Source organism: Neobacillus terrae, from assembly GCF_011393025.1.
GTDB classification, from domain to species: Bacteria; Bacillota; Bacilli; order Bacillales; family Cytobacillaceae; genus Neobacillus_A; species Neobacillus_A terrae.
The window spans coordinates 59,414-73,697 of sequence record NZ_JAAOEO010000001.1 but is presented as its reverse complement, the minus strand read 5'-3'; the positions used below and the strand labels follow the sequence as shown (position 1 = coordinate 73,697).

The following is a 14,284-nucleotide window of genomic DNA, read 5'->3' as shown; positions in this document are numbered from 1 at the left end:
AATATCTCATCTAACCATTTCTATCTGGAAATCTCCAAAATAAGGACTTGTTCATTGAAAGAAGTGAACTAACATAGATGTAGAAAGTGATATAAGGAATATGACAGGAGAGCCATATCTTTGAAGTTCTATTTCTAACAGCTATTTTCTTGTCCACACTCTTAATAGGCGGATGTCAAACTGCTGAAAAGCGAAAAGAAAGCATTACGAAAATACGCAAACACCAAAAGATGTACGGGAAATTGGCTGAGATTCACTTACACTAAAGAGCGGGAAGATATTATTGGGATTGAAAAGTCGCAACAGTAAGCAAGGTGATTTTGGACACAAAGAGATTTGGTTTAATCAAACGTTCTTTCCAAGGAAAAGAAGTAAAAATGGTTACGTTTCATTCTAAAAAAAAGTGCGATATTGGGTGACATTAGTAAGCGGGATGACGAAAACTCACAAAAGGTTGTCGGAGGAGGTTATCGGGATTGAATATATTATTATAGGGTCATTCTTTTAAAACCCTATTTTTTACTTACTTGAGTCTTACAAAAAAAATTGTCGTAAATACTGTCTAGCTTTGTCGTGTTTGAAAATCTCAAAAAAATAAGAATGACATCCCTTTATTCGTGGAAAAGAGTACTTGAAATCTTGAACATCACTGCTTAAAAAAATGGAATTTTCCGAAGACACTACCCGTATGCTTGTTTTTGGGTGTTATTAGAAAAAATGCAAAAGTTTAGTTGATTAAATTTCTTTTCTAAAAAAAGCCGGATAATTTGTTTATTAGGTTTCGTTTTCGGGGTGCAAAGAAATAAATAACAGAAAAAATGGCATTAAAATTGGAAACAGTTTTGGCATGACTATTTCTTGTATACATTTAGTTCCAAATTTTATTTTTAAAATGAATTTTCTTTTTATACGGCGCTCGCATTTCCCGCTAGACGTTAATTTTTCGTCCATGAGTAATCACGTCACGAAAAAAATGTTGTCGCATTTTCGTGGAGCTCTCAGCTCACGCTCCAATAACATAGTGGAAAATCAACAATAGGCCTAAACACAACCTAAAAGAAAAATGGCACAGTCAATTCCTGTGCCATTAAGTTTGATATTTAATCAATACCACAAAAGATTCGTTTTTCAGCTTTTCACTTATTTAAATTCTATTTATTCCACACGATTTAAATATTGGTTTCTCACGATTTCTGATAAACCAGCTCGATCAAGATATTCAACAGGAGCGAGGAATGTAACAGTTACTACTCCTGGATGACGCCCTATTTCGATGGAACCAGTAATAGTAGCACGGTTCATGACCTCCGGCACAGTAATCCCTAATACGTCAGCAGCCCGCTGCAGTCCGTTTTCCGTTGCTTCGTTTAGGTTTGCTCCTGTACCAACAAAGGAAACTGGCAAGGACTCTTCTAATTTTTGTACATTCCATTTATTTGCGACAGTCAGTGCTGCTTCCTTCTCTTTTGATGTAATTGGCTTTGCCAGGTAAGGAAGATCTTCCTGAACAGGAAGCAGAATGGGCCCGTCAATGTTAAGTCCCTTAATGACTTTCACTTCTAAAGTAACAATACCGGAAACATCCGCTGTATGGCCAGCGATTTCCCCATTTCCCTGCATCGCATGCATATCTCCAAGGTAAACTCCGCCGCCTTGAACTTTAACCGGGCAAATAAGTACAGCACCTTCGCGGACACGATTAATGTCCATGTGGCCGTCTGTTTTATCCTTTAATTCTTCTTTTGTTACTCCGTATTCATGCGGGGCATCAAGCAGGAACTGACCAAAGTCACCAGCATTATGAGAATCTGGAAGTGGTCTTGATGGAGTCGTTCCAAGCTGTCCCAAAAAAGGACGCATTCTTGCCACTGTACCGACCAGGTCATGTGGTGCAAAAGTGACAACTGGGTTCTGAACAGAATTATCAGGAGTAGCCATATAGGAATGTCCATCCCTCGCAATCTGTTCAGCTGCTTCTTTTGGAAGAGTGACGCCCACCTGGCTGTTCTCATCAAAAGCAATCGTATATCCGTTCGTAAAAACAAATGGAGTGACATCGGCACCACAGTTCGCACAGCGGATCGATTCAGGTCCTACTCCTTCAATTCTAGTTTCAGGATAGAGCGTCCCGCATTCCGGGCACTTAACAGCAACAAATGGATCTCCAACAAATCTTCCTTCTACAGGACTGTCATTGCCTGAAGCAGTTGCAGCTGAGGTGACACGGATGGATTTAATAGAAATCACAATCGCATCTCCTACCTCTGCGCCTTCTACATAAACAGGTTTTGTCACTTCGTGTCCTCCGCGGATACAAGGTGTGATCATCGGACCCCAGCAGCCAGGTGCCGTATTGGCAATAATAAAACCGCCATCCTTTACCGGACCCATCATTTCCTTTTCAGGATCCAAAATTCCGTTCGTAAACTCATTTACCAATACCGTTTGTTTAGCATTCATCTCTTTGTCTCCCCCTATCCTTCAACTTTCGAATATGCTTGCAAGATTAGTATAAAACTAGAAGTAACCGTTTACAAAAATATAGACTTGAAGATTAATATAAAAATATTTGTATGTAAATCCTGATTTAAAACAATTAGTTACCCCTTTTCTTGTTATTTTTCCATTTGGGGTCACTATGTCCTCGTTTACTTACACTCTTTCCAAAATTCCAAAACAATCTATTCATTTCGTGCAAATCTTATTCAGTAATCGGAAATTTTTCAATTATTTCCTCGGCAAGCGCAAGAAAGAACAAAATAATCCACTGAGTGAAAAATTGTCAAATTACGGTGATTTAAGAATGAAGTAAAAATAAAATGGCGTCAGCATATTGCTGGCGCCATAAGCAGATAATAAATATCAGGGATTCCCTGAACCTGATTCTTTTTGAACAATATCCTGAATGATATCTTGAATTGTCACATTTCCTAATTCCTTTTCCATCGATAATTGGGCTGCTGACAATACAGGAGAGATCGAATCGTGTATATTCCTGCCTACAATGCATTCATAAAGAGTATTTTCATGTAAACTAAACAGTTCATTTTCATGTACTACATCGACGGCCTTATAGACGTCAAGTAGTGATATATCGGATGGGCTCTTTGCCAGTTTTGCCCCTGCGATCCCTGGCTGCACCTCAATTAATCCGGCTTTTTTCAGCATGCCCATGATTTTTCTTATTAAAGTTGGGTTTGTGTTTACGCTGCCCGCCAAAAATTCTGAGGAGGTCTTCTCCTCTTTATTTAATTCAATAAGGGCTAGTATATGAACACCAACCGTAAATCTGCTGCTGATGGCCATATCATTCACCTTCCTTACAGTCGTTTATGAAATTTACGATCATGTATTTAATTTGATTACAAGTCATTATACCCCAAAATACATAAAAAATAAAAAAGTTTTTAAACGTTGACAAAGCAAAAAGAAGTATCTATGATGAATACAGGTAACCAAAACAAATACACGTTAGGAGGAACTGACAAATGAAAATATTAGTAACTGGAGCAACAGGAAAATTAGGAACCAAAGTTGTAGAAACATTGTTGAAAACTGTACCAGCAAGCGAGCTGGCAGTAAGTGTCCGCAATCCAGAGAAAGCAGAAGGATTTAAGGCTCGCGGAGTGGAAGTCCGCCAGGGAGATTTTGACCGTCCAGAAACATTGGATTCCGCTTTTGCAGGAATTGACAGACTTTTAATCATCTCTGCTGATGGAGACAATGAAACAAGAATTCGCCAGCATTTGAATGCAGTGGCTGCGGGAGAGCGTGCAGGAGTAAAATTCATTGCTTACACCAGTATCGTGAATGCAACGGAAAGTACAAACTTATTCGCGCCAACACACAAGGCCACAGAAGAGGCCATTTTGAAAACAGGTATTGCATATTCCTTCCTGCGCAACAACTGGTATTTAGAAAATGAAATTCCTGGCATTCAAGGTGTCCTAGCAGGAGCTCCTTGGGTGACATCAGCCGGAAATGGTAAGGTAGGCTGGGCCCTTCAACAGGACTATGCAGAGGCTGCTGCCGCTGTTCTATCAGGTGAAGGACATGAAAATACAGTCTACGAGCTTTCTGGTTCTCTATTAACTCAAGAAGAATTAGTTGCTGTTCTTGCTAAGGTGCTAGGAAAAGAGGTGTCCGTGCAGCAGGTTGATGACACAGCTTATGCTGAAATAATGAAGGGTGCAGGTCTGCCTGATTTCCTTATTCCACTTCTTGTAGACATTCAAAGAAGCATTCGGGAAGGATCATTGGCAGTCGAAAGCAACGATTTCGAAAAACTAATTGGCCACCCTGCCACACCTATTAGTGAGGCATTGCCACCATTGGTCAAGGGAATTTCCAAAGCTGAATAATACACATATTTAAAACCGGCCCTCTCATAAGATAGGCCGGTTTTTAAATCCATCCTTTAAACAGCGCTTTACAATCTCCTGCTAAATTTTTGAATGGAATCACTAGAAAAGTGAACAATATATAAATGCGAATTATTTATTTTAAGGAGTGGATATTTTTGGCTGAAATGAAAATAAGTGTGAACGCTGTTTGGGATGGTGGGGTAACAGGAAAAGGAAGACTTAAAGCGGAGTATCTTGATACAAATATCGCTATTCCTGCATCCTTAGGAGGCAGTGGTAACGGAGCAAATCCTAAAGAAATTCTCGTTGCTTCTGTAACGACGTGTTATACAGCAACTCTTACTTTTGTTCTCGAAAGCAGAAAACTGCCTGTAGCGGAACTTACAGTGAACTCTGAGGCAAATATATCTGATAATGAGTTTAAAATTACTCATTATGCTAACATCGTTTTATCTGCGGATGCAACGGAAGAACAGATTCAATCTGCACAAAGAGCGACAGAAGCAGCAGATAAAGGCTGTGATGTCGGAAATTTATTGAAAAAAGCAGATGTTATCATTGAAGTTCAAGGCAAAGTTACTTCCAAATGATATTCGTTATCCAAAGATGTAATTTCTTAGACCAACAAATTAATTTAAAACTCTAGTTTCTTTTTAAGGCGAAGGTGGCGAAATTGCTGCCTTTTTTTAGTGCGGAAATAACTGTCCTCAAAAAAGCCCCTGTACCGCTGCCCTGCTACGTATTTTAATTACTTGAGCCTTGCAAAATTTTTTTGTAAGTATTGTCTAGTTTTGTCAAATACTGAAAACTTCATAAAAACAAGAATGACATCCCTTTAATCGTGGAATTGGAAGGTTACCACACACAACCAATACGACAAAAAAAAGGAGATGTCATATGGTTATGGTAACTTTCCACTCTGCTATCGTCAAGTTCCTTGTCACTTTAAGCCTCTGCTTATTTAAGCCCCAGTTCAGCCATCTGGTTTCTATCATGCATTGCATCATGCCCATCATCCTGGCTGAGGGCAGGAAGACAATGACGCAGATTCGAATCCATTCCGGGAAGGACCGTGACCTAAGCTGTATGACCCGTTTTCTAAAGGAATCCCCCTGGTGTGCCAAATGTGTTCAGCGCGGGCGGATGGAACATCTTGTGAAAATCCATTCGGTATGCTCGCCATAAACAAGGCGATGATCGACCCATTGTTTTCCTGATCGTGGATGACACCGGATGCCACAAGGACCGCTCGACGAGAAAAATGGAAGCACTGGACTTCGACTTCTCCCATTCTAAAGGGAAAAGTGTATAGTCCCATTGCCTCGTAACTACCCATGTAGTCGCTGAAAGGTTATTCCTTCGCATGGGATTTTCGTCCTTATTTTAGGCAGGAATACTGCGAAGAACATCATCTATCCTTCAAAAGTAAGAAACACCTGGCTATGGAAAAGATCCAGGCATTTCCAGCCAATGATGAGGAACAGGTCTATGTCCTGATGGACAGCTGGTATACAAGCAAGAAACTGGTTGATACCTGTAATTCCAAAGGTTTTCATGTGATTGGCGCCGTCAAATCGAACCGGAAGATCCGTCCGAATGGAATCGAGGTATCCATGGCCAAATTCGCAGGCCCATACATCCGGAACTCCGACCTTCGCTCTGTGACCGTGAAGGGTAAAGGAAAGTTCCGGATATACGAATACGAAGGTCCCATTTCGGATATGGAAAACGCGAAGGTCCTGATGTCGTGGGAAAGAAAATTCAATCAGAACCAGACCCCGTTTTGTCTCCTGTGCACCGACCTCACTCTGGATGTCGTGACCATCCTGGAGTATTACAATGTCCGCTGGGAAATAGAAACGGGATCCCGTTATTTCAAGGAGCTCCTTGGTTTCGATCAGTATCAGCTGCTTTCGTTCAAGGCCATCGAACGATATTGGACCATTCAATATCTGGTGCAGAACTTCCTGGAATTTCAAAGGTATGAATGGTCGAAAGTCTCGACGGTGACATTGGGTGACACGGTCAGAGAATTCGGAGCGAAATGATTGGGCAGCTAGTGGTCTATGCTTATCAGGAAGGAATGGGAAGCACACCGCTGAAAAAAGTATTGAAAACCTTAAAGCTGATTGCTTAAAAAAACGATTTTTCTGACTGCACTACCCGTATGCCCTTTTTTAGGGTTTGTATTAAAAAATGCATGAGTCAAGTTACTTAGTTAATAAATCAAAAAACCCGCTTATAGGATGCGGGTTTTTTGATTAACTTATTATTGAGCGAAGTGCACCTATTTCTACTTTACGGCTGCTGCTCTTTTACTTAAAAATGTTTCCCGTGAATCAAGATCAGTCGGCAAGAAAAGTGTTTTTCTCCCTATTTTCGGGGAAGAAAGAAGGAAAATGTCGTTCCCTGCATCTCTTTGCTTTGAACTGAAATATGGCCACGATGGGCCTCAATGATATTTTTTGCAATGGCAAGCCCAAGACCTGTTCCCGCCCTTCCCCGAGTCCTTGCTTTGTCCGCTTTGTAGAACCTTTCAAAAACGAACGGTAAATCCTCAAAAGGAATTCCGGAACCTGAATCTTTTACTTCAAAGTTAATGCCTTTTTCTTCTGTATGAACCAGTACTTTTACTTCGCCATCTTTTGGAGTATGCCTCATTGCATTGTCAATAAGGTTGGTAAGTACCTGTTCAATACGGTCAGGGTCAAAAGAAAACTGGAGATCATCTGGAATAAAAACAGCACCTAGATTAACCTTATTTTCTTTAGCTAATCCCTGAAACTTCCGGATAATTCGGCTGATATAGGAAGAAACATTTACTTCGTCATATGTCAGCTGTATACGACCTGCTTCCATTCGGGCGAGATCTAGAAGTTCATTAACCAGACGGCCCATTCTCAAGGATTCGTCATAGATAACTCTGGCCATTTCCTTCTTCTCTTCCTCAGTTTCAGCAATATCATCTATAATTGCTTCACTATAACCCTGCAGCATCGATATTGGTGTACGGAGTTCATGCGAAACATTTGCAATAAAATCTTTTCGTAATTTATCAAGCTGACGCTCTTCAGTCATATCTCTAATAACAGCAACGGCACCACGGATGAATTTATTGCTGTATAGAGGGCTGACAATTACTACCCAAAAGCGTCCCTGAATGGAAATTTCTCCAAGCTGCTCTTTTTCAGTATCCACAGCCTGCTGAAACAACTCCATTACCCTAGAGGGAACCTCTTCATTATTTAAGCTGCTGCTTCCTTTTTCATAATACCAATGCTGAAGAAAACGATCAGCAGGCGGATTTGTAATTAGGATGGTTCCATCACGATTAAACGTTATAACCCCATCGGCCATGCTGCTTAGAATACTTGCCAGCTGTTCTTTTTCCTGGCTTAGCGCATTCATATTAAATTTTAATTGCCGGCCCATTTGATTAAAAGCAGTTGCCAGCTCTCCAATTTCGTCATGGCTCAAAATAGGAACCTTCGTATCAAATTTTCCTCTGGCCACCTCAAAGGCTGCTTCTCTCATTTTTCTTAATGGTGCTGTAATTCTTGTTGAAAGAAAAAAAGCAAAGATAGTCGTTAAAATAATGGCTACGCCGGCTACCAAAAGGATAAATTTAGTTGTAGAATTCGTTGTTTCCTTTATGACATCAAGAGATTGATAAATAAAGACTGCACCTGTTTTACCGCTTTCCAAATGAAGCGGTACACCTATGATAGAATAACTAGCAGTGCTGCCGGAAGATAGGGTTGTTACTTTTTCAACCGATTTTCTGCCATTAAAAACCTTCGCAAGTTCCTGGTCCTTTTTAATATCTGCAAGAGTTAGTTTTTTCGATTTTTCTGTGTTCGGAGAATAATAGATTTCATTTGGATTTTTTATAATAACCACTTTTGTGGAATCATCGATAATTTCCCATGAAATCTCCAGGCCAATCGGATCATTTTGATGCTGCTCCAGAACGTTGGCTATTTTCACGGCAGTTCTGGCCAGGTCTTTTTTTGTTTCATCAACGTTATGATTTTGAAAATACTCAAGCAGCATAACAGTAAGAATAAAAAGGACAAACGAAACGAGCAGAAGAATGGTAAACCAAAGTTTACCTACAACGCTACGCCAAAAAATCATTCATTAACAACCTCAAATTTATAACCGACACCCCAGACAGTCACGATTATTCTGGCAGCTTCCTCGGAAACCTTGTTAAGCTTTTCCCTAAGGCGCTTAACATGAGTGTCTACTGTACGCAAATCACCAAAGAATTCATAGTGCCAGACTTCTTTAAGGAGCTGTTCACGATCGAATACTTTATCCGGTGCTTTTGCAAGGAAATAAAGGAGTTCATATTCTTTAGGTGTCAGGCTTACCTCTTTCCCATCAGCTGTTACTCTGTGGGCGTCATTGTCAATTGTCAGGTGCGGGAAGACAATTACATCTTTAGTAGTTGTATCTGTCTGCAAGTAGCTTGTTTGAGAGCTTCTGCGCAGCAGTGCTTTAACACGCAGTACAACTTCACGGGGACTAAATGGCTTCACGATATAATCATCTGTACCTACCTCGAAGCCCTGAACCCGGTTCACTTCTTCGCCTTTTGCTGTAAGCATAATAACTGGAGTTGCTTTTTTCTCCCTTAAGTCACGGCATACTTCAAGTCCATCTTTACCAGGCATCATCAAATCCAGAAGAATAACATCATAGTCATTAGCCAATGCTTTTGCCAATGCCTCGTTTCCATCTTCTGCTTCATCTATTAAAAATTCTTCGCGTTCAAGATACATTTTCAATAAGCGGCGAATTCTTTCCTCATCGTCAACTACTAAAATCTTAACGTCTTTTTCCATTAATAAATCCCCCCATGCAGATATTTTACAAAAAGCCCTTTCAATTTACCATGCTTTTCATGTGATAAACCTTGCTAATTATAATAAGATTCACAATTTTGATACATTTTATTCGTGAGCAGGGTATTGACTTTAAAAAAAAAAGCCTCACTAAGGAAAAGTGAAGGCTATAAAAATCAAATAAATGGATTAGGAACCAGCGTACGAATGAAGTCCTGCAATTACTAGGTTAACAGCTACGAGATTAAACATAATGATAACAAAACCTATTACTGCAAGCCATGCTGACTTTTCACCGTGCCATCCTTTTGAAAGACGAAGATGAAGGAATGCAGCATAAAATAGCCAAGTGATAAGGGCCCAAACCTCTTTTGGATCCCATCCCCAGAATCTTGTCCATGCTACCTGTGCCCAGATCATCGCAAATATTAATGCACCCAAAGTAAAGACTGGGAATCCAATAAGGACAGAACGGTAACTAATTTCATCTACGAGATCAGTATTAATATTTTTTACAAAAGGTTTTAATGAAGCGGCTACTCTCTTCCTCAAAATCAATCGGAGCAGGCCATATAGTACTACACCCCCGCCAAAGGACCAGATAACAGTATTTAATTTTTTTGCGTTAATAAGGGCAGGAACCTCAAGAATAGGTTCAAAAGCACCTTTCGTCAAAAGCTCTCCTTTATGAGGACCAGTAAGGGCAGGCATAGTGTATTCGACTTCTGCAGGATTATTGTTTTTATCGACCCAATTGAACTTTTCGTGGTAGTCGGCAAGTGAAAAGGCACTTGAAACGAATACAAATCCCAGGGTTGTTATTAAACCAAACATTACAACTTCCAGCCAAAAGGTTCTCTTGCTTGCACGGTTCTGATCAATCATCTTAACTAGGTAAATTAAGCCTGCAGCAAAGCTGACGGCAAGAATCCCTTCCCCAATTGCAGCAGTAGTAACATGGATATAAAGCCAGTAGCTCTTTAATGCAGGTATCAGTGGTGTAATATCCCTAGGGAACATACTTGCATAAGCAATTACAAGAACCGCAACCGGCATAGTAAACAATCCAAGAAGAGCTGTTCGATATATCGCAAAAATAATCAGGAACGCACCAACTAATGCCATTCCAAAGAAAGTTGTGAATTCAAACATATTACTGACAGGCGCATGGCCGGAGGCAATCCACCTGAGGATAAAGAATCCTAATTGTGAAATAAAACCGGCAACTGTAAGAATAACAGCGATTCCGCCCCATTTGTTAATATTCGTTTTTTCTACCTGACCTTTTTTTGAATTAATGGCTCCCCCAAAAAATAGCGTTGCACATAAATAAAGAATAAAGGCAATTAACAATAGATTACTGCTGAGTGATACCAATCAGGCTTCCTCCTTCTCTATTTCATTTTGTTGTCTTTGAAGCTGATCGTAAGGCATCTGCAAACCAGTATCCGCCAAAACAGCCTCTATCTCACGTTTTATTCCATACCAGTTTTTATTTGTATGGGCTGCTACCCATACTTCCCCACTTTTGTTCTGTATCCAAATTCTTCGGTGGTTCCAGTACATCCCCTGGATTACACCAATCATAAAGATTATTCCGCCAAGAATGATAGCCCAAAGAGTATTGTCTTTTCGAACGGTTAGACCGGAAACATTATTTGTTGCGATCCCTCTGAATTTCAGTTTATATTTGTTGTTTCCAAAAGGCTCAATAGTCTGTTTTATTGCAACAAAGCTTGTTTCACCTTTCGGTTTGTCAGGCGTTCTCATTTTAAAGACAAAAGCTGGATTGTTAGGTATTCGGGATTTAGTTGTCGGCTCCCCATCTTTTCCAAACTCAAAGTCAGGGAAGTAACTGAGAAGTTCAACTGAATATCCCTTCCCTAGATTATATTTTGTATCAGGATTATTAAGATTTACGGTTAGGTCCCCGAATGATTTACCTGTAGCCTTATCAGTTAGAGCAAAGGACATTTTGTTCAGCTCGTTTAATTTATAGTCCACCTGATACAGAGAAAACCCTTCAAAGGTTAACGGCTCATTTACACGGATGCCAAAATCCTTAAGTTTTTTCAGCTTTGGCTTTTCTCCTGCCACTGTATTTCCCTCTGCTTTATAAAGAGTGACATTTGACTGATAATTTTTCGGTATATTGCCTGCCCGTTCAATCGCTTCACCGAAAACCTGATCATCCTTATTTTTATCATAGATTTGTAGAATAAATTTATTGTTGGTTATATAATACTTCCCATTTGTTTCAGGAACAACTTTTGTTTCCCCTTCACGTACCCATAGAACCTTATCCACGTACATACCTGGGATAAAACGAAGCATCGCACCAATTAAAAAGATAATAAGTCCAATATGATTTATATATGGGCCCCAGCGAGAAAAACGGTTCTTTTCTGCGAGGAGATCGCCATTTTCTTCTCTGACATGATAACGTTTTGCTTCAAGCTTTTGTTTTAAAAGAGGAAGAGTCGCAGCTGTCTGAGCATTTTTAGTAATTCCGAAAACCCTCTGTCTTTTCAGAAACCCTTCATGCCTGGTTACTCGCTGAGCCTTCAGGGCTTTGTATAACGGTATTACCCTGTCAAGACTGCAAATGACAAGTGATACACCAATGGATGCAATAAGGACCAGATACCACCATGAGCTAAATAAATTATGAAAGCCCAGCTGGTAATAAAGCTTTCCAAACCAGCCATATTGATCCTGATAATATTGCTCTGCCGGCATTACGGGAGGAATATACATTTCCTGAGGTAGAATGGTCCCTATGGCTGATGCAATCAGGGTAACTATTATCAGCCAGACTCCTACTTTAACAGATGAAAAGAAGTTCCATATTTTATCAATGATTGTTTTGTTGTAAGTTATTGACCGCCGCGCACTTCCTTCATACCGCATATCCAGGAGATTTTTATCTTTTTCCTGCTCATCCAGCACCTTCCCGCATGCTTCGCATAATACGGTACCATGAGGATTAACATGGCCGCATTCGCATTTTACATCTTTCATGATTAAAACTCCTCATAATTACGGTTTGATTTGCTCCATAAAATCTTTAGCCTCTTTTTCTGTAAGCTGGCCCGTATGATATTTCACTACAACCCCATTTTTATCTATTAAAAATGTTGCAGGCAAAGGGTCGATTCCGTATTCAGTCATTACCTGTTCATCTCTGTCAATCATGATAGGAAAATCAAGAGAATGCCTCTCAGCAAACTTAGTTACAGCCACATTCGATTCCTTAATATCAACAGCGAGAACTTCGATACCTTTTTCCTTGTATTGATGATATTGGTTGTTTATATATGGCATTTCAGTTTCGCATGGCTTGCACCAGGTTCCCCAAAAGTTCAGGAATACGCCCTGGCCTTTATAATCAGACAAACGGTGTTTTTGACCATTCATATCCGTCAATACAAAATCAGGTGCCTTTTCCCCAACGGCCACTTTCATTGTATTGTCCTTTGTAAAGTTCGCATAAAGCGTATAAGCCACGGCCGCCAGCAAAACGAACAAGATGATGCTTCTGACATATAAACGCCGTTTTTTCACAAAAAAACCCCCAGCTCCCTATATTCAGTTGAATTATACCATTTTTCATTATACCTATAGTGTAAATATTAATTGTGAATATTTTATGAATTTTTATTAACTGATTCCTGTGCAGCCGCACGTAATTGTTTTACCTCATGGTGAGTTAATTCACGTGCCTCTCCTGTTTTAAGACCACCAAGAGTTAAAAAAGCATAACGTTCCCTCTTTAGTTTCAAAACTCTATGACCGATTTTTTCGAACATCCTTCTTACCTGCCGGTTTCGGCCTTCATGTATAGTGATTTCAATTATTGAGGTTTGCTTCTTTTTATCCATAGACAAAAGCTTCACCGTAGCCGGTGCCGTTTTTCCATCCTCAAGCTGAACACCTTTTTCAAGCTTTCTCAAATTTTCCTTTGATGGGATACCTTCTAATTTCGCCACGTATACCTTATCAATTTGATTCCTAGGGTGCATAAGAAGGTTAGCAAATTCCCCATCATTTGTTAGAAGCAATAATCCAGAAGTATCGTAATCCAGCCTTCCGACAGGATAGATTCGTTCTTTAATTTCATGAAAAAAGTCAGTAACTACTTTACGGCCTTTTTCATCCTTAACACTGGAAATTACGCCTCGCGGCTTGTACATGAGGAAATAAACAGGTTCCTCTTTTTCAATTGGAATTTCGTTTACTTCAACTTTATCTGATGGCCCAACCTTTGTGCCCAGTTCTTTTACTACTTTGCCATTAACCTTTACCCGTCCATCCAGAATCAGTTCTTCAGCTTTTCTTCTTGAGGCTATTCCAGCCCCTGCGATTACTTTCTGCAATCTATCCATTTATCTTCACTCCAAACATTATACTGCTAAAAGATATGTTCATCATTTCTATCCTCTAGAATTATGACATAAGTTTGTCTAATTTCAAAGTAACGGTTATTTTATCCAGTAAAAATACAACTGCCTGTTTGTACCGCCGTGCAGGCTATCATTTGCAATTAAATTAAAATTTCCTTAAAATTTTCGCAATAGAATTTTTGAGAATAAGATTGGAGGGGAACAGAGTGGTTTATAATGTTGAAAGATTCGCCTTCCATAATGAATCTGGTGCGTTTGTGTTGGACGTTTGGAGAAAAGAAGGAAAGTACTATGTTCATGCAGTACAGGCAGATATTAAGCAAAGTGCAAAAGGTTTTGCTGTTCATGAATTGCAGCGGACAGCAATAGAACTTGCAATTAAATATGTAGTTGAACAGAATAAGAATTTTTTATATTAATTGATTATAGTACCTCTACTGATTAAGCTTGGCTGTTGATTTCCGCTCCCGGCGCTCGCTTTACGCGGGTGGGCAAGCTTCTGCATGAAGGTAACTTCAGGAGATACATCTGTGGCCAGGTGCATGCTGATTTTCGACGAGCTGAAGGTAGGTTTCTTTGAATATTCTATGAGGCAGGAACTTATAGGAGTTTTCCGGAATCACCGCACTGCCAAATAAGAAAAGCGCAAGCGCCCGTTCAGCGACGT

The 14,284-nt window shown here is 39.9% G+C and carries 12 protein-coding genes; 4 read left to right on the top strand and 8 right to left on the bottom strand.

The features are described 5' to 3' along the window. Positions 1–1,155 precede the first annotated feature (1,155 nt). Positions 1,156–2,460, bottom strand: a complete 1,305-nt coding sequence (locus G8761_RS00400) for an acetamidase/formamidase family protein (protein WP_166022558.1) — start codon at positions 2,458–2,460, stop codon at positions 1,156–1,158. A 402-nt stretch (positions 2,461–2,862) separates the two neighbouring features. Beyond that, a complete protein-coding gene (locus G8761_RS00395) occupies positions 2,863–3,306 on the bottom strand; it encodes an Rrf2 family transcriptional regulator (RefSeq protein ID WP_166022556.1) in 444 nt (147 codons plus the stop codon). 182 nt (positions 3,307–3,488) lie between these two features. Between G8761_RS00395 and G8761_RS00390 the strand changes: the two genes are divergently transcribed. The 3 genes from G8761_RS00390 to G8761_RS28000 all read left to right on the top strand — a co-directional run bounded on the left by G8761_RS00390 (position 3,489) and on the right by G8761_RS28000 (position 6,412). Next, positions 3,489–4,361: an SDR family oxidoreductase gene (locus tag G8761_RS00390; RefSeq protein ID WP_166022554.1), complete on the top strand. Its 873-nt coding sequence runs from the start codon at positions 3,489–3,491 to the stop codon at positions 4,359–4,361. A gap of 167 nt (positions 4,362–4,528) precedes the next feature. After that, positions 4,529–4,954, top strand: coding sequence for an OsmC family protein (locus tag G8761_RS00385; RefSeq protein ID WP_243449867.1), 426 nt, complete (start codon positions 4,529–4,531; stop codon positions 4,952–4,954). Positions 4,955–5,806: 852 nt separating this feature from the next. Continuing rightward, on the top strand, positions 5,807–6,412 hold the full coding sequence (locus G8761_RS28000; protein WP_166022550.1) for a transposase: 606 nt from the start codon (positions 5,807–5,809) through the stop codon (positions 6,410–6,412). A 325-nt stretch (positions 6,413–6,737) separates the two neighbouring features. On the opposite strand, the gene G8761_RS00375 is transcribed toward G8761_RS28000, so the two are convergent. From G8761_RS00375 to rluB, 6 genes are all read right to left on the bottom strand, one after another. Beyond that, positions 6,738–8,501: an ATP-binding protein gene (locus tag G8761_RS00375; protein WP_166022548.1), complete on the bottom strand. Its 1,764-nt coding sequence runs from the start codon at positions 8,499–8,501 to the stop codon at positions 6,738–6,740. After that, entirely contained in the window at positions 8,498–9,214 is a 717-nt protein-coding gene (locus tag G8761_RS00370; protein WP_166022546.1) for a response regulator transcription factor, read from the bottom strand. The genes G8761_RS00375 and G8761_RS00370 overlap by 4 nt, the downstream gene beginning before the upstream one ends. A 189-nt stretch (positions 9,215–9,403) precedes the next feature. After that, the gene (gene ccsB, locus G8761_RS00365) at positions 9,404–10,591 is read right to left on the bottom strand and encodes a c-type cytochrome biogenesis protein CcsB (protein ID WP_166022544.1); all 1,188 of its coding nucleotides are present in this window, start codon (positions 10,589–10,591) and stop codon (positions 9,404–9,406) included. After that, a complete protein-coding gene (gene resB / locus G8761_RS00360) occupies positions 10,592–12,235 on the bottom strand; it encodes a cytochrome c biogenesis protein ResB (protein ID WP_166022542.1) in 1,644 nt (547 codons plus the stop codon). It lies immediately after the preceding gene. 18 nt (positions 12,236–12,253) lie between these two features. Continuing rightward, positions 12,254–12,778 carry a thiol-disulfide oxidoreductase ResA gene (resA, locus tag G8761_RS00355; protein ID WP_166022540.1) on the bottom strand — a complete coding sequence of 175 codons (525 nt, stop codon included), beginning with the start codon at positions 12,776–12,778 and terminating at the stop codon, positions 12,254–12,256. A gap of 83 nt (positions 12,779–12,861) precedes the next feature. Continuing rightward, positions 12,862–13,599 (bottom strand): 23S rRNA pseudouridine(2605) synthase RluB, encoded by a 738-nt coding sequence (gene rluB / locus G8761_RS00350; protein ID WP_166022538.1) that lies wholly within the window; start codon positions 13,597–13,599, stop codon positions 12,862–12,864. A gap of 224 nt (positions 13,600–13,823) precedes the next feature. Between rluB and G8761_RS00345 the strand changes: the two genes are divergently transcribed. After that, on the top strand, positions 13,824–14,036 hold the full coding sequence (locus G8761_RS00345) for a hypothetical protein (protein WP_166022536.1): 213 nt from the start codon (positions 13,824–13,826) through the stop codon (positions 14,034–14,036). Positions 14,037–14,284 lie beyond the last annotated feature (248 nt).

Bases quoted from the DNA above. Each gene is read 5' to 3' on its own strand.
- rluB (WP_166022538.1), bottom strand. From the start codon at position 13,599: ATGGATAGATTGCAGAAAGTAATCGCAGGGGCTGGAATAGCCTCAAGA.
- G8761_RS00395 (WP_166022556.1), bottom strand. From the start codon at position 3,306: ATGGCCATCAGCAGCAGATTTACGGTTGGTGTTCATATACTAGCCCTT.
- G8761_RS00375 (WP_166022548.1), bottom strand. From the start codon at position 8,501: ATGATTTTTTGGCGTAGCGTTGTAGGTAAACTTTGGTTTACCATTCTT.
- G8761_RS00385 (WP_243449867.1), top strand. From the start codon at position 4,529: ATGAAAATAAGTGTGAACGCTGTTTGGGATGGTGGGGTAACAGGAAAA.
- resB (WP_166022542.1), bottom strand. From the start codon at position 12,235: ATGAAAGATGTAAAATGCGAATGCGGCCATGTTAATCCTCATGGTACC.
- G8761_RS00390 (WP_166022554.1), top strand. From the start codon at position 3,489: ATGAAAATATTAGTAACTGGAGCAACAGGAAAATTAGGAACCAAAGTT.
- G8761_RS28000 (WP_166022550.1), top strand. From the start codon at position 5,807: ATGGAAAAGATCCAGGCATTTCCAGCCAATGATGAGGAACAGGTCTAT.
- G8761_RS00400 (WP_166022558.1), bottom strand. From the start codon at position 2,460: ATGAATGCTAAACAAACGGTATTGGTAAATGAGTTTACGAACGGAATT.
- G8761_RS00370 (WP_166022546.1), bottom strand. From the start codon at position 9,214: ATGGAAAAAGACGTTAAGATTTTAGTAGTTGACGATGAGGAAAGAATT.